This is a genomic window from Azorhizobium oxalatiphilum (assembly GCF_014635325.1).
Lineage (GTDB): Bacteria > Pseudomonadota > Alphaproteobacteria > Rhizobiales > Xanthobacteraceae > Azorhizobium > Azorhizobium oxalatiphilum.
Genome location: NZ_BMCT01000009.1, coordinates 259,539 through 281,896, shown reverse-complemented (window position 1 = coordinate 281,896; position 22,358 = coordinate 259,539). Strand labels below are relative to the sequence as shown.

Sequence of the window (22,358 nt, the reverse complement as noted above, 5' to 3'; positions counted from 1 at the left end):
GACGGCCTATGAATCACGCAAAACCCGTCTTGGGAATCCTTCTCAAACGCCCTCTAAGCCTTCACCAAGACCGCAGACCATTGTGCTCGGCTTCGCGATGATCGGTGCAGTGCTCGGCATCAGTGCCTGCGCCTTCGCTTACACCGCCGGCTGGCTATCACCCGACAGGCTGACACCCGCCAAGCTGGTCTCGGCGCTGGCACCACCGGGGGGTCATGCGCTGGGCCATCGCCGCAACCACGCCAAGGGCATCTGCTTCACCGGCGATTTCGTCGCGAATGGCGCAGGTCAGGCACTCTCCCGCGCACAGGTCTTCACGCCCGGCGATTTCCCCATCGTCGGGCGCTTCAACCTCGGCACACCGAACCCCAATGCGCCCGATGCTACGGTCCGGGTTCGGGGCATGGGCCTCCAGATCACGACGCCCGGCGGCCAGGTGTGGCGCACCGCCATGATCAACCCTCCCTTCTTCTCCGTATCGACACCGCAAGGCTTCTACGAGATGCAGAATGTCTTGAAGAGCAAGGCGCCTGGAGCGATGAAGGCGTTCACCACCGCGCACCCCGAGTTCACCAATTTCGCGACGTGGGCCAGGTCTGCCCCATGGACCTCCAGCTATGCGGAGGATTCATTCAATGGCCTGAACGCATTCATTTTCACGAACTCCGCCGGTATCTCCCGCCCCGTGCGATGGTCCTTGAAACCGGAGGCCCCAATCGTCCCGACGACACAGGAAGCCCTGGCCAAACTGGCACCGGATTATCTCGAGCGGGAAATCACCAGCCGGGTCGCGGCAGCACCCCAGAAATGGAAGATGCGCGTGACGCTGGCCGAGCCAGATGATCCGACGAACGATCCCAGCAAGCCGTGGCCGGAAGCCCGTCCGAGTGTCGAGGTTGGAACGCTCATCGTCCGTCGTATTGAGCAGGAGCGCGATGGGCCGTGCCGGGATCTGAATTTCGATCCCACCATACTGCCCGACGGCATGAGCGTCTCCGACGATCCGTTTCCGGCTGCACGCTCGTCTGCTTATGCCCGCTCGTACAATCTGCGGACCTCCGAGGCCAAGGATTATCCCTATCAGCTTCCCGCCGAGGAGATCCAGAAATGACCATCGGGAAACGCTTCTCCCCGCTCCAGCGACTGCTCCACTGGCTGATGGCCGCGATGATCCTGGCCATGCTCTTCATTGGCGTTGGAATGCTCTCCACCGTGACCCCGAAGTACCTGCCGCTGCTCGAAACCCACAAGACTGTCGGAATCATCATTCTCGTGCTGGCTGCGATACGACTGGTGGTCCGACTGGTGGCCGGAACCCCGCCCCTGCCCGCAGATCTGCCGGAGCCCATGAAGCTCGGTGCCCATGCCTCGCAGTATCTGCTCTATGCCCTGATGATTGCTATGCCGTTGATCGGATGGGGCATGATGTCGGCGGCGGCATATCCCGTGGTGCTGTTCGGCCATATACAGCTTCCGCCCATCCTCCCCCAGAGTGACCTCCTTCACTCCTATCTCTGGAATGCCCATCGCTGCCTGGCATTCGCCTTCTTCGCCACCGTGCTCCTGCATGTGGCAGCCGCGCTCTTCCACGGCCTCATCAGGCGAGACGGCGTCTTCGAGAGCATGTCTCCCGTCCCCTCGCGAAGCGAGATCCCCCCGGCCGAGTGAAGGGGGCTCTTCCTGCTCCATCATGCCCGGAGTGCGGCGGCGCTCGCGCGCGGATATGCCATCACGCCGATCCATCTCACGCCAGCCGCCAGGCTGCGTAGAGACGCTCCAACGGTTGCCACTCCGGAACCGCAATTCTCGCTCCGTCGAACAGGACACTTCGGAGCAAGAATGTGCAGCTTCCGCAAGAACGCACATCGTTCTATGGGACAGGCGTGGATACCGTCAGGCCTGTGTTGATTGATCCCGTCCGGGGGCGCAAGGCAGTGGCCCTATTGACTTCTCGGTCATCATGAACTCAGGCGCACACGCTCTTTGGCCTCCCCACCCCGACATCGTACAAGAGGGATTTCATATGCCGACGAACGAGGAAATCATCCGCGAGCTTTACCGCACGGCGGAGGTCAAGGACGTTGCGGCCTTTGTCGCCCTGTTCGCCGATGATGGATACTTCTGGGACGTCTCGGCAGGCAAAAAGTACTACGGTGCGGAGATTGGCGACACGGTTGAGATCTATGGTGCCGCGTTCCACGACATGCACCGGGAACTCGGCAATTTCTACATAACGGGTAACAGGGTCATCGTCGAACTCACCCTGAACGGAACCCAGTCGGGACCGCTTGCGCTTCCCGCAGGGACGATCGCTCCCACGGGCAAGGAAATGCACGCTCCCTGCTGCGACCTCTTTCATCTCGAGAACGGCAAGGTGAAGTCGTTTCACTGCTACTCCGCAGCCACGATCATTCTCGGCCAGTTAGGTGTGCTGGGAAATCTGGCAGCTTCATTCCAATAGGATTGGAGCCGCCCCCTAACTCGACCATGGCCTATCAGCCTTGTCGTGGCCAACTGACGCCCTCGCGTCGGTCCTGCAGCACAAAGCGGCGCCCCCATTTCCGGAAACGTGTAAGTCGGCCTTGTCCACAAGGCCGAAAGCGTCGGCTCAAAGGCACGCCGCGTGCCGTCAAGCTTCAATCCTGCCGTGGGGGACGGACTGCGAGTCCAATGGTGGTGTCGCTGTGTCCGGCATCCACAAGCCAGCGTCTATCGCGGTGCCAAGTGGCAGGGGGCATGGAGCGCAGGCCGCACCATATGCTACCACCACACGCAATATGTGAGACAGCTTCATACGGAGAAGCCTGAGCACGCCCTGACCTTTCTCCTCGCTCACTTGAACGAAAAGGGTAGCTCCCCGGAGTGCGCCCCAACCGGCACGGAAGGCACGCGAAAGTGGCGCATGCGGATGACGCCCCCCTGACTCTCACCGGCAAGCGCAAATGGCACAAACTTGACCTCATTTGTCGCTCGGGAGCCGGACTGGTGCCGATGGCACCCGCCATCTGCCGCACATTGCGAGAGATTGTGGGCGCCGATGCCGCTTCCGTCTTCTGGCTCGACCATGAGAGCAAGCCCGCGGGGGTCTTTCACGAGAGCGCCTCTGATTCCGCATTGGACCTGTTCGTCAATGAATATGAGCGGCTCTTCATGGGCCCAGGGGAGATCAACGTCTCGCAGATTGCCGGCACGCCTGGCCGACCGATCGGGCGACTGCTGAACCCTCAACCGGAGTACCTGCGGTCGAATACCCTCAATCTTCTGGTCCGGCCAAGCGGGCACTATCACGCGCTCGACATGCGAGTGGACGTCGAGGGACGGCCGCGTGCGGTCGTGCTGTTGTTTCGAGAGGAACGAAGGCCGTTTGGCGACAGTGACGCTTTCAAACTCGCTCAGGCCATTCCCTACCTCCGCAGGGCGATCGAGACGTCAGGCCCCGACGATGGGTGGGAAGGGTCAGGCTTACGCGGCCATCTGCTCGTAGACCGTGCAGGTGAGAGACTGCTCATGCTCGACCAGCAGGGACATGTGCTTCTCAGGGCATGCACCCTCGTTGGCCAGGATATCCGCATTGCTTCAGCACCCACTCACCCCCCACGCTTTGCTCGAGTGCTATGCGAACGGCTGGAAACCTCGGCGGTAGCCCACCTGAGCTTCGACATCTCACTCGGGCGTCTTCAGGCGACAGCCAACAGGATTTATCCGCCGGACGGGCGGAGCGAACCTCAGGCCCTCATCTCACTTGAGGTGCAGCGATCCAAGCCTCTCAAGATCATCGAGACGCTCCTTGACCTGCCTCTATCTCCCTTGCAGCGTTCCATCGCTTTGGATGCAGCACTCGGTGGATCACGCGCCGGAAGCCTCACCTCCTCAGGCGTGGGCCCTGAAGCGCTCAAAAAGCACCTCGCAGTCATCTATAGGACCACGGGCGTGAACTCGTGGGACCAACTCGCGAGACACTTCACGTGATGGTGTCTGCAAGAAATGACGCAACGTCATACCAACTACCCTCTTTCCGAAAGCATTGAGGCCCGGCACCCGTCGCTCCCGCATGCCCTTTTCTACTGCCGCAACGAGAGCAGATCTCAGAAATCTTCAGCAACTTCCCCCTAGGGGGAATGTTTTTGCGGGTGGCAAGGTGCAAGAACGATGCAATTGGAAAGCAATTGCGGGCGACCGCCAGGAGGGTGCCGTCATGGGTGGTGTCATGCCCCAGACCGATACAGGGCTGGCTCTTTCGCATTTCGACACATTGAAGATGCTTCACGAAATGCGGCAGCCGCTCACCGCAATGCTGGCGGATGCCGAAGCGGCGTTGCGCTGGATGAACAAGGGCTCTGCTGATGCTTCTGAAGCCCGCCTGTGCATCGAGCGAATCGTGCGAAATTGCCATCGGACAGCCGATGCAATCAAGGACCTTAGCGGAGAGCTCCTTGCAACCGATGCCGTATTACAGGGCGCGGAGATCAACCAGATTGTCTGCGATCTCGTCACGCTGATGACCAGCGCGTTCCAGAGTCACGGTATCACCGTTGAGGTCGATCTGGCCGAGGGGCTCCCGACGTGCCAAGGCAACCGACTTCAATTGCATCGCGTCATCGGTAATCTCGTCACTAACGGGATTGAGGCGATCGCACCCGGCACAGACCGCCCCCGCATATTGAGCATCAGGACAGGATCCAACGAGCACGCGGATCTCCTCATCTCAGTGGAAGATTCCGGGCTTGGCATCGACCCAATGTATATCGACCGCATATTCGACCCGTTATTCACCACCAAGGAAGAGGGCACAGGTTTGGGTCTTGCCATCTGCCGAGCGATAATCGAGGCCCACGGTGGTTGCCTCTGGGCATCCCCCAGAGAGCCTCATGGCAGCGCATTCCATTTCATCATTCCTGCCGCCCGCGCTACCGGCTCTACCGCCTCGTTCGCAGGCCAACCTTCAAGTACGTAGCTGTGCGAAGTACAGAGAATGGCGACATTTGCGCTACGACTAGAGAACACCAGTCACCGTTGAGGGCCCTCTTGCCTGGCCTGCCCCTATTGAGTGGTCCAGTTTGAGTCTAATGCATTGTCGGCCTTTCGGCCGCATTTGACGTTGGGGGCACCGGCGGCACGATGGCAGTCGGGGCCGGAGGCTTGTAGGCGAGCGCGGAGTGCGACCGCTCGGTGCTGTAGTGCTGGCGCCAGCTCTCGATGACGATCCTGGCCTCGACCAGACTGTAGAAGCTCTCGCCATCGAGCAGTTCGTCGCGGAGCTTGGAGTTGAAGCTCTCGCAATACCCATTTTCCCACGGACAGCCCGGTTCGATGAAAGCCCTGCGGGCTCCAACCGCCGTGATCCGGTCCCCCACCGCCTTGGCGATGAATTCCGGGCCATTGTCAGAACGAACATGCCCCGGCACGCCCCGCAGCACGAACAGGTCCGTCAGCACGTCGATGACCGCGGTCGAGTTGAGCTAGCGGTCGATACGGATTGCCAGGCACTCCCGTGTGAACTCGTCGATCACGTACGGCCTCACTCCACCGTGACGGACTTTGCCAAATTGCGCGGCTGATCAACATCGGTGCCCATGAGCACCGCCGTGTGATAGGCGATGAGCTGCACGGGAATCGAATAGACCAGCGGCGCCACGGTGGCCGGCATCTCGGGCAGGATCAGCTTCTGCATGGCCGGCACATTGGCCAGTTCCGCCCCCTTGGGATCGGTGACGAGGATGATGCGGCCACCGCGCGCGGCCACCTCCTCCATGTTGGAGACTGTCTTCTCGAACACCCGGTCATAGGGCGCGATCACCACCACCGGCATCTTCTCGTCGATGAGCGCGATGGGGCCGTGCTTCAGCTCGCCCGCCGCATAGCCCTCGGCGTGGATGTAGCTGATCTCCTTCAGCTTCAGCGCGCCTTCCATGGCCAGCGGATAATTGGTGCCGCGGCCGAGATAGAGCACGTCCTGCGCCTTCGCCAGCGTGCGGGAGAGCAGCTCGATCTCGGGGCTCAGCGTCAGCGCCTCGGTCATCAGACGCGGCACTTCCATCATGGCGCGCACCAGCTTGCGCTCGTCCTCGTCCTGAAGGTGCCCCTTGGCCCGGCCGACCGCCACCGCGAGGCAGGCAAGCGTCGCCAGCTGGCAGGTGAAGGCCTTGGTGGAGGCAACGCCGATCTCCACGCCGGCCAGCGTGGGAAGCACGGCATCCGCCTCGCGGGCGATGGTGGAGGTGGGCACGTTGACCACCGCGATCACCTTCTGCCCCTGCTCCTTGGCATAGCGCAGGGAGGCCAAGGTATCCGCCGTCTCGCCCGACTGGGAGATGACGATGGTGACGCCATCCGGCTGGAGCGGGGTCTCGCGGTAGCGGAATTCGGAGGCGATATCGATGTTCACCGGCACCCGGCCGAAACGCTCGAACCAGTATTCGGCGATGGCGCCGGCATAGAGCGCGGTGCCGCAGGCGGTGATCGAGATGTGGCTGACACCAGCCAGATCGAACGGCAGCTCGGGCAGCGCCACGCGCTCGTTCTCAAGATCGAGATAATGGCCGAAGGTGTGGGGGATGACCTCCGGCTGCTCGTAGATCTCCTTCGCCATGAAGTGGCGATGGTTGCCCTTGTCCACCATCATGGCGCCGGCCGGCACCTTCACGCGGGGACGCTGCACCACCGCGCCGGTCAGGTCGCGGATCTCGGCCCCGGCGCGGGTGATCACCGCCCAGTCGCCTTCGTCCAGATAGAGGATGTCGTCGGTGAACGAGCCGAGCGCGATGGCGTCCGAACCCAGATACATGGCCCCGTTGCCATAGCCGATGGCCAGCGGCGAGCCCTTGCGGGCGGCGATCATCAGATCGTCCTCGCCATCGAACAGGAAGGCGAGCGCGAAGGCACCCTTCAGGCGCGGCAGCACGGCGGCGACCGCCTCCACCGGCGAGCGGCCGGCGCGCAGTTCGCGGTCGGTCAGCAGCGCCACCACCTCGGTGTCGGTGTCGGAGAGGAAGTGCGCGCCGCCGGCGATCAGCTCCTGCTTCAGCTCGCGGAAATTCTCGATGATGCCGTTGTGGACCACCGCGACCTTCTTGCCCGAATGGGGATGGGCATTGCGCTCGGACGGCTTGCCGTGGGTGGCCCAGCGGGTATGGCCGATGCCGCTGTGCCCGCCGAGCGGGTGGCGGGAGAGCTTCTGGTCGAGGTTGCGCAGCTTGCCCTCGGCCCGGCAGATGGCGAGGTGGCCATCCTCCAGCGTGGCGACGCCGGCTGAATCGTAGCCGCGATATTCCAGGCGCTTGAGGGCGTCCACCACGTCTTCGGCCACGGGGCCCTTACCGAGAATTCCGACGATGCCGCACATGGGGGATGAAACTCCAGAAGGGTCGCGTTGACGGACAGGATACGTGCGGAACAGGCTTGCGGTTCAGGATAACCGGAATGCTGGTCCGCGCATCTTCTCCGCAAACGTCATGCTGACATGACCCGGCGCCACGACCGCACCGGGCCTTTTGCGTTTTTCTAGCCTGCTTCGGGCTGGATCACTGAATCACTTACGCTTTCGGATCCTCACACCTCAGCTCACGCCTTCGGCTTCGTCCGTTTTGCGCGCAATTCCGCCGCCCAGCCCGCCTTGACCGCCTGCCGGCCCCGGCCGAGCGCCAGCGCGTCGTCGGGCACGTCGTCGGTGATGACCGAACCGGATCCGATATAGGCACCCGCGCCCACCCGCACAGGGGCCACCAGCGAGGAATTGGTGCCGATGAAGGCCCCGGCGCCGATGACCGTCTTGTGCTTGGAGAAGCCGTCGTAATTGCAGGTGATGGTGCCGGCGCCGATATTGGCGCCCGATCCCACCGAAGCATCGCCCACATAGGACAGGTGGTTCACCTTGGCGCCGGCCTCGATGATCGCCGCCTTGGTCTCCACGAAATTGCCGATGCGCACCCCCGCTCCCAGCCGCGTGCCGGGACGCAGGCGGGCATAGGGGCCGATGGACACGCCCTTCTCCAGATGCGCGCCCTCCAGATGGCTGAAGGCGTGGATGATCACGTCGTCCTCCACCGTGACGCCGGGGCCGAACACTACGTTCGGCTCGACGATGACATCGCGGCCGAGTTTCGTGTCGGCGGAGAAGAAGACCGTCTCGGGGGCGATCAGGGTGGCGCCGCCGGCCATGGCGGCCCGGCGCAGGCGCGCCTGCAGGATGGCTTCCGCCTCGGCCAGCTGGATGCGGCTGTTGACGCCGGCCACCTCGTCCACCTCGGCTTCCGTCGCCACTGCCGGCAGGCCATCGGCGCGGGCGATCTCCACCGCGTCGGTCAGATAATATTCGCCCTTGGCGTTGGCATTGCCGATGCGGCCGAGCAGTTCCAGCGCCTTCGCGCCCGAGAGCGCCATCACGCCGGCATTGCAGAAGTCCACCTTGCGCTCGTCGGGGGTGGCGTCCTTTTCCTCGCGGATGGCCACCAGTTCGGGCCCTTGCGTCAGCAGGCGGCCGTAGCCGGTGGGATCGGCGGGGCGGAAGCCCAGCACCGCCACACCCGCGCCGTCGGCGAGGGGCGCACGGAGCGCGGCCAGCGTCTCGGGGCGCAGCAGCGGGGTGTCGGCATAAAGGACGAGCACGTCGTCCACGGGGCTGGCGAACGCATCGCGGGCAGCGAGCACGGCGTGGGCCGTGCCGAGGCGCTCGCGCTGCACGAAGACCTGCGCATCGGGCCGCACGCGGGTGGCTTCAGCGGCCACGTCCTCGCGATCAGGGCCGACCACCACGGCGACGCGGGTGGCCCCGGCCGCACTGGTGGTCTCCAGCACATGCTGGAGCATGCTCCGCCCGGCGATCCTGTGCAGCACCTTGGGCAGACGCGAGGCCATGCGCGTGCCCTCGCCCGCCGCGAGGACCACCACCAGAAGGCTGCGTTCGGTCATGACCTATCCTTTTCCGCCATCCACTCACTTTCCATAGAGCGCGTTACCGGCCGATGAAAGCGTTCCTACGCCTTCATACGGTGGACGGGCGGGATGGACGGGGCGTGGATGCGGAAATGGAAGGCAACCGACAGTCCGGCCGCGCCACGAACCTGGCCCCGCTACGGCCCCATGCGAGAGCGCGAGAACGAGATCGGCAGTGTGAACGTGACGGGCGCCCGCAGTTCAGGCGGCGGCGGGGGGAAGGATGACGCCGCGCGCACATACTGCAGCACGATCTTGTCGAACCAAGCACTTCCCGACGGCTCGGCAATGCTCGCGCTGGCCAACGTACCGTCCCGGTTGACCTGAAGGCGAACGCGCGCGCTGAAATTCTGATTGAGCCGGTGCATGCTGTCATCGAGCACGCGTCGCGCCGTGGGACGCATGTGCTCGCGCACCGCCGCCTCCCACCTGACCGTCTCCGGCGAGATCTTACGGGACCGCGCGGACGGCGGGCGGATGATGGCGTTGACCGGCAGCGTTACCACCATCGCCTCTTTGCCCTCCGGCAAGGGCGGCATGCGCTTCATACGATCCAGCATCTTGAGCACGGCTGCGTCGAAGACCTGCGCACTGGAAGCGGTGACAATCTCCCCGCCTTCGATCCGGCCGTCGGGATGAACGGTGAAGCGCACCCGCGCCATATAGCTTCCGGCCGGAACATCGGCCTTCGCCAGTTCCGGCGTGCGGGTGACGATCAGAGCAATGGCGGCCTTGCTCCAGTCCTCGACGGTGGCGGGACGCTTCGGTGGCGCGGCAATGGCGGGGCCGGCCAGCATCACAGCGAAAAGAAGAATGAAAATCGAACGCATGAAAGCTCCCGCAACCAACAGCTTCGCAAAAAATCTCATTCCCGAACGCCTCTGCCGGCCAACGCCGGCACGGGCTGACGCAGCTACTCGGCTGCGGCAGCCTCTGGCTTGGCGGCCTGCGCGGTACGTGCCTTGCGCTTGGACGCCGGTTTCGGTGCCTCGATGTGATAGGTGATCGGCAGACCGACCAATGAGGCCTCCGGCTGGAAGCCATTCCGGGGCGGCAGCGGCGGCAAGGGCGAGACGTCGGCCACCAGCCGCAGGGCCGCGCTGTCGATCTCGGCATTGGTGGAGCTTTGCAGCATCCGGACGCCGACAACCCGGCCGTCCTTCAGCACGGCCAGCCTGAGCACGACCAGATACTTGCCGGGCTTGATCGCGGGATTGCGGACGCCCCGCTTCTTGGCATTGAGGCGGGCGGTCGCGGCGTCCCTCCATTCCTCCAGCGTCTGCGGAGGTTTGGGCGAGACCTTGGGTGGAGCCGCGTCTGCACGAAAGGATACGGCCGCGAACACGACGGCCAGAACAAGCAACACGCCACGCATGAAGAGATCCCCACCCCTTCGCCGGCCCCATACGCGGGCCGGCCGATGCAATGATGCGTCCTTTAGCGGAAGCTCGACCGTTTCGATATCCGGAGAAAGCCGGAATACGGCCCTGCCCCGCTCAAAGCCGGTCTTCGGCGCGGCGGCGGTCCATGAGGCGGCGGGACTGGTACAGCGTCTCGGAATTGATCACCGTGCGCTCCTTCTCCGGATCCTGCACGAACTCGAAAACCACCGGCAAAATGATCGTCTCGGCGGGGTTCATGTCGGCGGGCAGCGGCGGGAAGGGCGAGGAGCGCGCCACCATGCGCATCACGCTGGCATCGAGCTGCGGCCGGCCGGAACTCTTGGTGATGTCCGCATCCACCAGCGTGCCGTCGCGGCGCAGCCTGAGGGCGACGCGGGCCTCGAAGTGCGCCTCGCGATCCGGCATGTCCCGTGGCACATCCCGATGCCGGGCCATCAGGCTCCAGGCGGCACGGGCCCACTCGCGGCGATTGCGGGGGGCGGGGGGAGGCTGAAGCTGGGATTGCGCAAACTGGGTCTGCGCGGAGGCACTTGCCGTCAGAGCCAGCGTCGCGAACAGGCTCCCGACGACCACGCGTCTCGAAACCATTGGGGGCACTCCAAACAAGGCATGACACGTGTGCCCCGGCGTTTCACATCAGATGCCGGGCCCCCGCACGGTGTTTCATCCATACCATGCCTCGTGTTGCGGCGCGATATACCCTCTCGCCAGACCCAGCTACGGTACGTTGCGACGCAAGCCCTGCCCCGCGCCGCGCCGCCACCCCCCATTCCTGATGCGGCGGCGATCCATGAGTTCCCGGGTCTGGCGCGCGCTGTCGGCATCAATGATGTAGCGCTCCTGATCCGGATCCTGAACATATTCGAAGACCACGGGCAGGTTGATTCTGCGGTTGGGATTCATGTCATCCGGCAGCGGCGGGAAAGGCGCTGAACGCGCCACCATGCCCATCACGCTGTCATCCAGCTGCGGCCGGCCCGAGCTTTTGGTGATGTCCGCATCCACCAGCGTTCCGTCCCGGCGCAGCTTGAAGGAGACGTGGGTTTCAAGACGGGCTTGGCGATCCGGCATGTCCTCCGGCACATCCTGATAGTGGGCCATGATGCGCCAGGCGGCGAGGGTCCATTCCTGCCGGTTCCGTGGCGGCGTGGATGAGGGCTCATAGTCGCGCGAGGGCGCATATGTGGGCGTGGGCGCGTAGGTCGGCGCGGGCGTAGGGGCATAGGAGGGCGCGGGTGCAGGCCTCGCCGTGGGCGTGGCGGGCTGACGCAAGGATTGCGCGGACGCGACGGTGGTCAATGTCAGCGTCGCGAACAGCCCCCCGACGAGCGCGCGGCGGGACATGATGGAAGCATCATCAGAGCGATACATCGAAATAATCTCCCTGAACCCGAGATAGGCCGCACGGGAGTCCCAAACGATGATCCAGCTCCTAGGCAGACAATTCGCGCGCGCGATATTTAGCCACGCAAGCAATCGAGGCGATCCATCGCTGCCCGGCGCCCCGCCGAAGGTTGCCAGCCGGCCTTGGCAATGCCATGAGGTCGGGCCAGCATGACCCGCGCGCCTCTCCTTCCGGAGGCGGCGCTGCCCGCCATCAGGACGAGCCAGCCGAGCCCATGACCAGCTTCTCCAGCCTCACCAGTTTCCGCCCCGGCCCCCGCGCCATGAACTGGCTGATCGCCGCAACGCTGCTGGCGACGGGTTGGGCCATGTACATGCGCTATATGGTGATCGAGCCGTCGGTGGTGGGCCTTGCCTGCGAAGGCGGCTTGCAGACCTTCCAGTGCCAGGCCCGCAAGGTGGTGATCGCGCTGTTCGGCTACAGCGTGTTCGGCAGCATCGCGATCGTGGCGGCGGTCCTCCAGTTCTGGCGGCCGAACGTGATCACCTTCGGCATCGCGCTGGCCTTCGCCGGCATCGGCCTCGTGCTCTATAACAATGTGGCCGGCGCGGTTGCCGCCATGATCCTTCTGCTGTCGCTGGCCCGTCCCGGCCCCGCCACCGCCTGAGGGGAAAGGCGGGTTTCAGCCCGCCTTTTCGATCCGCGCCGACCGGGCCATGGCGCGGAACAGCTCCAGCCCCTGCTCATAATTGTCCCGCGTGAGCATGCAGTTCACGGACATCATGCCGTGGGGCGTATAGGCCACCGCCAGATATTCCCGCGTGCTGTCCTGCCGCGGGCCGGCCGGCGGCTTGATCAGCAGTTCGATGCCGCGCACGCTGCCATTGGCAAAGGCAAGCGCCTGTACCTGTTCCACCGCCCGTCCGCTGGAGGCGGCCTGCTGCTTCATCCGCGTGGCGCCAGCCTCCAGCGACTGGTCGCTGTTGAGCTGGTCCTGCGTCATGCGCGTCATCGGGCTTTTGGGATCCGGCACCGCGAGACCGATGGTGCACAGCCGCCGCTCGGAGGGGGCCGGGGCCGGCGCGCCGGTTTCACTCACGACGCCGAACTTCACCGAGGTGGGGTTTTGCGTCACCACTCCGGCCGAGGTCAGCGGTGCCGGCAGATCGGCCGCAAATCCCGTCGTCGCGTCGCGGATGGCGCGGGTGCCGGCGGCCGGGCTCGCCGGGGCGGCGGACGGCGGGCTGGCGCCGGCTTCCGCCGTCTTCGCGGGCTCGGCGCCGGCTTTGGCTTCGGCTTTGGCCAGCACCTCATAGATTACCGGCACGGTCACGGTGTGCTCGTCGCCCATCTCCGGCGGCAGCGGGGGCAGTGGTGAGGCAGCCTTGGCCATGGCCATGGCGGCGGTGTCGAGGACATAGACACCCGACGATTCCCGCACGGCGGCAGAGGTGATCGTGCCGTCCTTCAGCACCTTCATCTCCAGCAACACGGTGTGACGGCCCGGCTGGTCCTCCGCCGCTTTCGGCATCCTCCGGCGTCGCATCAGTTGCTGGTTGGCGACGTTCATCCATTCCTGCTTCGTCGCGGGCGGCGCGACCGGCTTGCGGGCCGGCGCCTGCGCCTCGGCGGCGAAGGAAAAGAGGAGCGTGGCGGCGAGAGAAAGCGCGGCGATGCGGGACTTTGGGCGGCGGGACATAAACGTCATTCAGCGAGACCTCGGCCGTTCGTTCCGCCCGGATAAAACCCGAGCGGACCTGAACGTTCCCTGATCCCGTTGGAAAAGACGTGTCAGGCCGAGCGGCGCACCCGCCACAGGGTGAAGGCCAGCGTCAGGCAGATGAGGCCGAACCAGAGCGCCTGCCAGTTCTTCAGCGTCTCGTTGAGCGGGATATAGAGTCCCGCCAGCACGAGGCCGAAGAAGATGAAGGTCTCGGCCAGACCCGTGCCCTTGCCGTCCGGCCGGCGCAGAATCGCCAGTACGGCCACCGCCACCGCGATGGGGGTGAGCGGGAAATAGGGGAAGTCCTTGTAGCGGGAGTCGAACACCAGCTCGAACGCCACTTCGCCGATGGCCAGCACCGCCAGCACCAGCACCGCGCTGGTGGCGATGGCGAGGCCCGTAGCGCCCGCCCGCGAGGTGCCGCCGAGCGCCAGCGACAGGCTGGGCAAGCGGGTGCCCGCGCCGATGGCGGCCGGGATGACCAGCAGGCTCGCGATGGCCGCCAGCACGAAGGCGCCGTTGCGGGTCCAGCCGAGCACGCCGAGGCTCTCCAGCGGCAGAGCCGAGAAGGCCGCGCCCAGCGTCGCCCCGCCGGCCAGCGCCACCACGGCAACGCCCAGCCAATCGCCCGTGGGCACAGCGCTGGAACGCTTGCGCGCACCCCAAAGCGCCGCACCGAAGGCCGCAAACACCGCGACCACACCAACCACCCCGTGGGCGATCCAGTTGGGATGGTTGGTGACGCCCTCGCCCCAGTGAAACTTGGGCAGGCGGGTGCCGGCGTCGATCAGGCCCCAGTGGCCGCCCACCGTGCCCTCATTGGCCCGCTTCCACGGCTGGTCGAAGGCCTCGATCACATTGACCCGGTAGCCCTTCTCCTTGGCGAGGCGCATGAGGTCATGCATGACCAGCGCCTGATCGGCGGGGGACGGCAGCGCGCCTTCGCGCATGCGCCCGGCGCTCGGCCAGCCGGTCTCGCCGATGAGGATTTCCTTGCCGGGGAATTCCTCCGCCATGTGCTGGCGGATGGCATCCACATGGGGGCCGGCCTCACGGGCGGAAACGGGAAGGTCTTCCCAGTAGGGCAGGATGTGGATGGTCATGAAATCCACGTCCTGCGCCAGCGACTTGGCGCGCGACCAGAACTCCCACACATCCGCATAGGTGACCTTCACCGCACCCACGCGGGATTTCACGTCGCGCAGCACGGCGGAGATGTCGGCGGCGGACATCTCGCCGCGCAGCATCACCTCATTGCCCACCACCACCGCCTTGATGACGTCGGGATTCTGCTGGGCGAGGCGCACGCCGGTGTCGATCTCGATCTTGTTCTTCGCCGTCTCGCCGCCGATCCAGATGCCCTGCAGCACCGTCAGCCCGTGCTTGCGGGCCATGGCCGGCACCTTGTCGAGGCCCATCTCCACCGAATAGGTGCGCACGCAATCGGTGATCTTGGCGAGCTGGGCGAAATCCTCGTCAATCTGGCTCTCGGGAATCACCAGCCCCTTGGTGAAGGGCGACTGGCCCTCGCGGAACGGGGCGTAGGACACGCACTGCAGCTTCTCGCCGGCCGCCAGCGGGGACGGCGGCATGGCCACCGGACGCCCGAGGAAGGCCCACAGCGCCACCACCGCCGCCGACACGATCAAGGCCAGCACGAGCGGCAACCGATAGGACGCGGCCATGGGAACTCCGGGAAGGCAGGGATGGGACGACGGAAGGGAAGTGGGACATAGAGCTTCACACGCCCAGTGTGAAGCCAGCAAGGCGCCGGCATGGCGCAGGCGTGACCTTGAGCACGCGGGACGCCGCCGCCGTACGGCCACGATTTGTCCACTGCGCAAACGGTCTTAAGCTTGCTGGTGTCCACTTGCTGACAAAGTGTTAGCCTTCTTCTAACTTGCCCTCGCAACGGCGCCCTATCGTCGTCGCCCCGCAGTCATCCAACCCCATGGCCGTCATGCACAGCTTCCGTTTCCCGCTTCTTCTGGGTGCCTTTCTGATTGCCTTGTCGGGCCCGCTCGCGGCCCAGACCCAGCCGGCCGGCGACGCCCCCAAGCCGCCTGCGGCGACGGAGCAGCTCACCCCCGAGCAGCAGGCCGCCCGCGAGGCGCAGCGCCGCTCGGTGGAAGAGTTCGTGGAAGCCTCCAAGTTGCCGGGCACCGCCGGCCTCCCGGAATGCGTGTGGACCGGCCGTCGCATCGCCGCACTGTTGTGGCGCGACGATATCGACACTGCACGGCGGCATCTGGAGTTGTACGAGCGTTTCGGCTGCCCGACCGAGCATTTGAAGCTCGCGTTCCGCTGCCTGGTGCGCCAGGGCAACATAGATCCAAAAACGCAAGAGCGTCTTGGCGGCCGCGTGCAGCAGTGCTGGGTGAATCCCGACTATGTTGCTGCACCTGCGCAACAATAAGATCATTGGCCGGACGCAGGCTCGCCGAACGGCCGCCACAGTCTGCATTTACCTATTGATAAGAGACGTTTAGTGTCTCATCGCATCGCCGCATAAAAACGGCGGTGCCGACCGACGGGGCAGGTCGAAAGGGTGTCCTACGTTTCAGATCTGGAACCGTGGTCTGATGCGTGCGTTCCGAGGTTCGTCTCCCCTTTCGAGTGGGTCTGGCCATGCGTCCCGGTCTTGCTGCTGCGGCGGCGATCATTGCGGTTGTGACTGCGTTTCACGGCGCAATGTGGATGTCCATGAAAACCGAGGTGAACGCTCCGGCGGTCACTGATCGGTTTTCAAGCCTGTCGTTCGCTCCTTACGGCCGTGGCGCCGATCCGGATGCGGGCGAAGCGACCAATGAGGCGCAAATTCGCGCCGACGTGGACGCGGTGGCGCCCTATACCCGTTCCATCCGCACCTATTCCGCCACCGGCGGCGTCGAGCTGACGCCTCCCATTGCGGCCGCGCGCGGCCTCAAGGTGTCGGTGGGCGCCTGGATCGACAAGAACGAGGACCGCAATGCGCGCGAGCTGCGCAACGCGATCGACCTCACCCACAAGAATTCCAACGTCGAAGGCCTGGTGGTCGGCAACGAAACCATCTTCCGCGGCGAGAAGTCGGCCGCCGAGATGGCCGACCTCATCCGCAAGGTGAAGCGCCAGACCAACGTGCCGGTCACCACCGGCGAGATCTGGAACGTGTGGCTGGACCATCCCGAGCTGGTCTCGGCGGTGGACTATATCGCCGCGCACATCCTGCCCTACTGGGAAGGCGTCCCCGCCGAGCAGGTGGTGGACCGCTCCATCGACATCTACAACCGCCTGCGTGCCGCCTATCCCGGCAAGCGCATCGTGATTGCCGAGTTCGGCTGGCCGAGCGCGGGCTATAACCGCGACGCCTCCGTGCCCGGCGAGCTGAAGCAGGCGCAGGTCATCCGCACCTTCGCGGCTCGCGCCGAGGCGCTTGGCATCGAATACAACATCATCGAAGCCTTCGATGCGCCGTGGAAGTCCTTCGAGGGCTCGGTCGGCCAGTACTGGGGCATCATGGATGCCCAGCGCCATCTGAAGTTCCCGCTCACCGGCCCGCTGGTGGAGCAGACCTATGGCCGTACGGCGATCCTCGCTCTGCTGCTCGGCGTGCTGTTCTCGCTGCCCATGCTGCGGGCGCCGGTCACGGTCCAGCAGGGCCTCGCCCTTTCCGCCGCCGCCAATGGCGCGGGTGCCTGGGTAGCGCTCGTCATCAACTACTGGCTGACCCACTATGTGACGGGCGGCAACTACATCACCGTGACGCTGAGCCTGCTGCTGCTCGGGCCGCTGGTGCTGTGCGTGCTCTACCGTGCCGAGGAACTGACCGCGGTCGCCTTCGGCCGCCGGCCGAAGCGCCTGGTCGAGAACCAGATGCTCGACAGCCAGCGCAGCGCCCATTCCGGCCGCTTCCCGAAGGTCTCCATCCACATCCCGGCCTATCGTGAGCCGCCGGAGATGCTGAAGCAGACCATCGACAGCGTGGCCCGCCTCAACTACCCGAACTTCGAAGCCGTCATCATCGTCAACAACACGCCCGACCCGGCCATGGTGGAACCGGTGCGCGCGCATTGCGAGACGCTGGGCGCCCACATCAAGTTCATCAACGCCGAGAAGGTGGCGGGCTTCAAGGCCGGCGCCCTGCGCATCGCCCTCGAGCACACCGCCGACGACGCCGAGATCATCGGCATCATCGACGCCGACTATGTGGTGCATGCCGACTGGCTGAAGGACCTCGTGCCGAGCTTCGACGACCCCACCGTGGGCCTCGTCCAGGCGCCGCAGGACCATCGCGACGGCGCGGTGAGCCCGCTGCATGAGGCGATGAATGCCGAATATGCCGGCTTCTTCGACATCGGCATGGTCCAGCGCAACGAGGAAGACGCCATCGTCGTCCACGGCACCATGTGCCTGATCCGTCGTGCTGCGATGATGGAGGCCGGCTCCTGGTCGTCCGACACCATCTGCGAGGACACCGACCTCGGCCTGACCATCGCCGAGAACGGCTGGAAGACCCATTACACCCGCAAGCGCTACGGCTGGGGCCTGCTGCCGGACACCTTCGAGGCGTTCAAGAAGCAGCGTCACCGCTGGGCCTACGGCGGCTTCCAGATCATCAAGAAGCACTGGCGGCGGTTCCTGCCGGGCAACTCGCGCCTCACCACTGCCCAGCGCCGGCACTTCGTGCTCGGCTGGGTGACCTGGCTCGGCGCCGAGTCGGTGGGTGCGGTCGCGGCGGCCCTGTCGCTGATCTTCGTGCCCTTCGTGTTCGCCCTCGGCATCGCCGTGCCGGCGCATGTGCTGACGCTGCCGATCATCGCCACCTTCCTGGTGTATGTGCTGCACTTCATCGCCATGTACCGGCTGCGCGTCGCCACCACGCCGCTGCGCATGCTGGGCGCCGCCTTCGCGGCCATGGCGGTGCAGTTCACGGTCGCCAAGGCGGTCTATGACGGCTTCCGCTACAAGGATCTGGCCTTCGCCCGCACGGCGAAGGGCGGCAACTGGCTGGCGGGCGCCGCCCGCTCCTTCCCGGCCCTCTGGGAGACGGTGATCGGCGGCCTGCTGTTCACCGCCGGTGTCGCGGTCCACATGCAGAACTGGCACGCCATCCGCGAAGTGGACCTCTATGCCCTGGCGCTGGTGATCCAGAGCCTGCCCTTCCTGGCGGCGTCCCTCATCGGGCTGGCGGAAGGCTCCAAGTTCAACGACTTCGCCGTGTGGCGCGCCGCCCGCGCCAAGCTGGGCCTGCGCACCCTGCGCGCGCCCGTGGTGGAATGAGGCCGGGACACGTGCCGCCCTGATGTGACAAGCGAACGCCCGGCTCCGGCCGGGCGTTTTGCTATGATGGGTCCGCCTTCTCCTTCATGCGCCCACGGCCGGACCGCAGCGAGCCCGCCATGCCTCTTTCGACCGACCGAGCGTCCGCACAGGATTTCGCTCCCCTGCCCCGCACTTTCGGCCTGATCCTTGCGGGCGGGCTCGGGCGACGCATGGGTGGAGTGGACAAGGCGCTCGTTCCCCTCGCCGGCCGGCCGCTGCTGGCCCATGTGCAGGCCCGCCTCGCGCCGCAGGTGGAGCGCCTGCTGCTGTCCGCCAATGGCGATCCGGCCCGCTTCGCCGCCTTCGGCCTCACGGTGCTGCCCGACACCCTGCCCGATTACCCCGGCCCGCTGGCGGGGGTTCTGGCCGGGATGGAAGCGGTGGCGCGACTGGCCCCGGAAGTGGAATGGCTGGTCTCGACGCCCGCCGACTCTCCCCTCATCCCCCTCGATCTGGTCGCTCAACTGCACCGCGAGAGGGCCATTACCGGGGCACCCATGGCCCATGCCGCCTCCGGAGACCGCACCCACCCCGTCGTGGCGCTATGGCCGATCAAGCTTCGCCATGCGCTGAACGCTTATCTCGCAGCGGGTGAGCGCCGCGTGGGGCGCTTCACAGAAGAGCAGGGCGCAACGCAAGTTGCTTGGAACGCAACGGTTTTCGACCCGTTCGCCAACGTCAACACCCCCGACGATCTGGTCGCAACTGCCCATGAAATAGGCAAGTCTTTTTGAGCGTTTGTCGAGCTTGCGGCAAATTTAGGGAGGGTTTACGACTGCGCCCCGGATGCCCTTTCGCGCCCGCGAAAAGGCAGAGCCTTTCGGCCCGAGTTCAAGGGAGACCTCATGGACGCCACCAACAACGCCACTTCGGGCAAACTGACCGTCGGCGACAAGAGCTGGGAGTTCCCCATCAAGAAGGGAACCATTGGGCCCGACGTCATGGACATCTCCAAGCTCTACGGCCAGAGCGGGATGTTCACGTTCGATCCTGGCTTCACCTCGACCGCATCATGCGAGAGCGAGATCACCTATATCGATGGTGATGAAGGCGTTCTCCTGTATCGCGGCTACCCCATCGAGCAGATCGCCGAGGGTGGCGACTTCCTCGAGACCTGCTACCTGCTGCTGTACGGCGAACTGCCGACCGCAGCCCAGAAGGCAGACTTCGACTTCTCCGTGACCCGTCACACGATGGTTCACGACCAGATGAACCGCTTCTTCAACGGTTTCCGTCGTGACGCGCACCCGATGGCCATCATGGTGGCCTGCGTCGGCGCCCTCTCGGCCTTCTATCACGACTCGACCGACATCTCGGACCCGCAGCAGCGCCTCATCGCTTCGATCCGCATGATCGCGAAGATGCCGACGCTGGCGGCCATGGCCTACAAGTATCACATCGGCCAGCCGTTCGTTTATCCGAAGAACGATCTCGACTATTCGTCGAACTTCCTCAACATGTGCTTCGCGGTTCCCTGCGAGGACTACAAGGTGAGCCCGACGCTCGCCCGCGCGCTGGACAAGATCTTCATCCTGCATGCGGATCATGAGCAGAACGCCTCCACCTCGACGGTGCGTCTGGCCGGCTCTTCCGGCGCCAACCCGTTCGCCTGCATCGCGGCCGGCATCGCCTGCCTGTGGGGCCCGGCGCACGGCGGCGCCAATGAGGCGGCGCTCAAGATGCTGAACGAGATCGGCACCCCGGATCGCATCCCGGAATTCGTCAACAAGGCGAAGGACAAGAACGATCCGTTCCGCCTCATGGGCTTCGGCCACCGGGTCTACAAGAATTACGACCCGCGCGCGAAGATCATGCAGCAGACCTGCCACGAAGTGCTGGCGGAGCTGGGCATCAAGGACGATCCGCTGCTCGACGTGGCCGTGGAACTCGAGCGCGTCGCCCTCAGCGACGAGTATTTCATCGAGAAGAAGCTGTACCCGAACATCGACTTCTATTCGGGCATCACGCTGAAGGCGATGGGCTTCCCGACCGCCATGTTCACCGTTCTGTTCGCGCTCGCGCGCACGGTCGGCTGGATCGGCCAGTGGAAGGAAATGATCGAGGATCCGGGCCAGCGCATCGGCCGTCCCCGTCAGCTCTACACCGGCGCCGCCCGCCGCGACTACGTGGCGATGTCCAAGCGCAAGTGAGGACCTGAGGGCAGCGGGGCTCGCCCCGCATCCCTCGAACCATCAGGGCGCGACTTCGGTCGCGCCCTTTTTCGTTTCCGGGCCCGCCTTCCGCTGGCGGTAGGGCAAAACCGATTGAAGAGGATGCATCTTCGTCTAAGCTGCCGCTGCATCTGGCCCGCGGGGGCCGTCACCGTGCACGGGGACCAGCATGACCGACGAGACCGAAAAGACGCCTGTCACGCCTCCGGCCGAACAGCCGGCGACCGGCCCGGCTCCCCTCTCGGACGGTGAGCTGAACGAGGTGGCGGGCGGCTTCACCAGCCCGTTCTCGTCCATGTCGCTGGACCAGTTGAACAGCACGAAGAAGCCCGGCCCCCAATAGGCGTCCGGCCGGTACCCTTGCGGTGCTGCCGAAGGTTCAGGGCGCGGCATCGGCCGCGCCCTTTTTTGTTCGAACGCGAGCGCCGGGCCAAGGCCCGGCGCATCCCGTTCGGAAGAGGATGCGACCTCAGGCCGGCTCGAACTGGAAGCGCTTCACCGTCACCGATTGCTCGAGTCCTGTCGCGTTCTTGCCGAACATCAGCCAGAGATTGATGTGGAACCGCTCGCAGCTCGTGGCCGTGTGCCGGGGGATGTAATGTTCAAAGCCCTGTGCCTGCCAGGCCTGATCCGGCCCCAGCAGGGAGATGCCGCCGAGATCCAGATCTTTGTAATACAGCGCCCAATGACAGACCGGCACACCGTTCTCCTCGAACCAGTGCAGATACATCGTCAGGACCCCGACATCCGGCGGGATGGTGAAGAATTTGACGGGGTTCGGCGGCGGATCGTAGGGCTGGAGCGTGAACTGGGCGTTGCTGGCGCCGCCCCGCAGCACCTCAAGGCCATCGATCTCCCGATGCTTGTTCAGCCCCTGCTCCGGAGGCGCTTCGGAATATTGATAGGTGAAGGCGCCGAAGACGGCCTTAGGATCCAGATTGGCGAATGAGCCGTTATCGGCGACCGCCGTAATCAGATACTTCCCGTAGCCGAGCTTATCGACCAGAACGATCTCCGACGTGCGCCACACCTGGTTCGGATCCGCGGGCGAGGGCTTGCGAATAGCTAGCTGGACGGTTTGCCCATCTGCCTTGATGATCGTTGGGTCGAATATCGAATTGAACGACCCGCCATCTCCATAGAAATATGTGCCGTCCTTCTGGCTCCAATGGTAATTGATCCACCATTTGTAGCCGGCAAAATCGATGAGCGGATTATTGTTTGGGCAATATTTATTTGCCTCCGGATTGTTGATGTTCTGAATATGCGTATCGTCATCATACGCCATGATGATACCCTCCCACATCAAACATTTAATCGCTTGCAATATTTGCGCATTGCCAATCAGTGAAGCCGCATCCAAGCACAAGGTCAAGCTTGCTATACTTTATGAATTTTAAAATATTCGACGTTCATTTTCATATTTTGAATTCAGTTCAAATTTTTCCGTGATGAAAATATTGAAGCCGAATGCGCTTTCATCT

The 22,358-nt window shown here is 64.6% G+C and carries 20 protein-coding genes and 1 pseudogene; 11 read left to right on the top strand and 10 right to left on the bottom strand.

The window, feature by feature from the left end:
* The first annotated feature begins 97 nt into the window (after nt 1-97).
* The 5 genes from IEW24_RS24865 to IEW24_RS24845 all read left to right on the top strand — a co-directional run bounded on the left by IEW24_RS24865 (nt 98) and on the right by IEW24_RS24845 (nt 4,954).
* On the top strand, nt 98-1,111 hold the full coding sequence (locus IEW24_RS24865; protein ID WP_188583629.1) for a catalase family peroxidase: 1,014 nt from the start codon (nt 98-100) through the stop codon (nt 1,109-1,111).
* A complete protein-coding gene (locus IEW24_RS24860; RefSeq protein ID WP_188583611.1) occupies nt 1,108-1,668 on the top strand; it encodes a cytochrome b in 561 nt (186 codons plus the stop codon). Before IEW24_RS24865 ends, IEW24_RS24860 begins: the two co-directional genes overlap by 4 nt.
* A gap of 355 nt (nt 1,669-2,023) precedes the next feature.
* Complete coding sequence (locus IEW24_RS24855; protein ID WP_188583610.1) at nt 2,024-2,461, top strand: nuclear transport factor 2 family protein; 438 nt, start codon at nt 2,024-2,026, stop codon at nt 2,459-2,461.
* Nucleotides 2,462-2,991: 530 nt separating this feature from the next.
* Nucleotides 2,992-3,969: a hypothetical protein gene (locus tag IEW24_RS24850; RefSeq protein ID WP_188583609.1), complete on the top strand. Its 978-nt coding sequence runs from the start codon at nt 2,992-2,994 to the stop codon at nt 3,967-3,969.
* A 226-nt stretch (nt 3,970-4,195) separates the two neighbouring features.
* Nucleotides 4,196-4,954: a sensor histidine kinase gene (locus tag IEW24_RS24845; RefSeq protein ID WP_188583608.1), complete on the top strand. Its 759-nt coding sequence runs from the start codon at nt 4,196-4,198 to the stop codon at nt 4,952-4,954.
* A gap of 109 nt (nt 4,955-5,063) precedes the next feature.
* Here IEW24_RS24845 and IEW24_RS24840 read toward each other — a convergent pair.
* The 7 genes and pseudogenes from IEW24_RS24840 to IEW24_RS24810 all read right to left on the bottom strand — a co-directional run.
* Nucleotides 5,064-5,510 (bottom strand): annotated as a pseudogene (locus tag IEW24_RS24840) (integrase core domain-containing protein); the annotation flags it as partial.
* An 8-nt stretch (nt 5,511-5,518) separates the two neighbouring features.
* Complete coding sequence (gene glmS / locus IEW24_RS24835) at nt 5,519-7,342, bottom strand: glutamine--fructose-6-phosphate transaminase (isomerizing) (protein ID WP_188583607.1); 1,824 nt, start codon at nt 7,340-7,342, stop codon at nt 5,519-5,521.
* A gap of 218 nt (nt 7,343-7,560) precedes the next feature.
* Nucleotides 7,561-8,907, bottom strand: coding sequence for a bifunctional UDP-N-acetylglucosamine diphosphorylase/glucosamine-1-phosphate N-acetyltransferase GlmU (gene glmU, locus IEW24_RS24830; RefSeq protein ID WP_188583606.1), 1,347 nt, complete (start codon nt 8,905-8,907; stop codon nt 7,561-7,563).
* A gap of 161 nt (nt 8,908-9,068) precedes the next feature.
* Nucleotides 9,069-9,761 (bottom strand): energy transducer TonB family protein, encoded by a 693-nt coding sequence (locus IEW24_RS24825; RefSeq protein ID WP_188583605.1) that lies wholly within the window; start codon nt 9,759-9,761, stop codon nt 9,069-9,071.
* Nucleotides 9,762-9,844: 83 nt separating this feature from the next.
* A complete protein-coding gene (locus IEW24_RS24820) occupies nt 9,845-10,306 on the bottom strand; it encodes a TonB family protein (RefSeq protein ID WP_188583604.1) in 462 nt (153 codons plus the stop codon).
* A 121-nt stretch (nt 10,307-10,427) separates the two neighbouring features.
* A complete protein-coding gene (locus IEW24_RS24815; protein ID WP_188583603.1) occupies nt 10,428-10,922 on the bottom strand; it encodes a TonB family protein in 495 nt (164 codons plus the stop codon).
* Nucleotides 10,923-11,051: 129 nt separating this feature from the next.
* Nucleotides 11,052-11,810 carry a TonB family protein gene (locus tag IEW24_RS24810; RefSeq protein ID WP_188583602.1) on the bottom strand — a complete coding sequence of 253 codons (759 nt, stop codon included), beginning with the start codon at nt 11,808-11,810 and terminating at the stop codon, nt 11,052-11,054.
* A gap of 143 nt (nt 11,811-11,953) precedes the next feature.
* Here IEW24_RS24810 and IEW24_RS24805 point away from each other — a divergent pair, with 143 nt between their 5' ends.
* Complete coding sequence (locus tag IEW24_RS24805) at nt 11,954-12,346, top strand: hypothetical protein (RefSeq protein ID WP_188583601.1); 393 nt, start codon at nt 11,954-11,956, stop codon at nt 12,344-12,346.
* 15 nt (nt 12,347-12,361) lie between these two features.
* Here the strand turns inward: IEW24_RS24805 and IEW24_RS24800 are convergent, their stop codons facing one another.
* Entirely contained in the window at nt 12,362-13,378 is a 1,017-nt protein-coding gene (locus tag IEW24_RS24800; RefSeq protein ID WP_188583600.1) for an energy transducer TonB family protein, read from the bottom strand.
* A 92-nt stretch (nt 13,379-13,470) separates the two neighbouring features.
* Nucleotides 13,471-15,087 (bottom strand): glycoside hydrolase family 17 protein, encoded by a 1,617-nt coding sequence (locus IEW24_RS24795; RefSeq protein WP_188583599.1) that lies wholly within the window; start codon nt 15,085-15,087, stop codon nt 13,471-13,473.
* A 266-nt stretch (nt 15,088-15,353) separates the two neighbouring features.
* Between IEW24_RS24795 and IEW24_RS24790 the strand changes: the two genes are divergently transcribed.
* From IEW24_RS24790 to IEW24_RS24770, 5 genes are all read left to right on the top strand, one after another.
* Nucleotides 15,354-15,818: a hypothetical protein gene (locus IEW24_RS24790; RefSeq protein ID WP_188583598.1), complete on the top strand. Its 465-nt coding sequence runs from the start codon at nt 15,354-15,356 to the stop codon at nt 15,816-15,818.
* Nucleotides 15,819-16,099: 281 nt separating this feature from the next.
* Nucleotides 16,100-18,661, top strand: a complete 2,562-nt coding sequence (locus IEW24_RS24785) for a glycosyltransferase (protein ID WP_244644652.1) — start codon at nt 16,100-16,102, stop codon at nt 18,659-18,661.
* Between the two features lie 119 nt (nt 18,662-18,780).
* Entirely contained in the window at nt 18,781-19,437 is a 657-nt protein-coding gene (gene mobA, locus IEW24_RS24780) for a molybdenum cofactor guanylyltransferase MobA (protein ID WP_188583596.1), read from the top strand.
* Between the two features lie 111 nt (nt 19,438-19,548).
* On the top strand, nt 19,549-20,853 hold the full coding sequence (gene gltA / locus IEW24_RS24775) for a citrate synthase (protein WP_188583595.1): 1,305 nt from the start codon (nt 19,549-19,551) through the stop codon (nt 20,851-20,853).
* A 190-nt stretch (nt 20,854-21,043) separates the two neighbouring features.
* Complete coding sequence (locus tag IEW24_RS24770) at nt 21,044-21,217, top strand: hypothetical protein (protein ID WP_188583594.1); 174 nt, start codon at nt 21,044-21,046, stop codon at nt 21,215-21,217.
* A gap of 126 nt (nt 21,218-21,343) precedes the next feature.
* Here the strand turns inward: IEW24_RS24770 and IEW24_RS24765 are convergent, their stop codons facing one another.
* Complete coding sequence (locus IEW24_RS24765) at nt 21,344-22,162, bottom strand: hypothetical protein (protein ID WP_188583593.1); 819 nt, start codon at nt 22,160-22,162, stop codon at nt 21,344-21,346.
* Nucleotides 22,163-22,358: the final 196 nt, after the last annotated feature.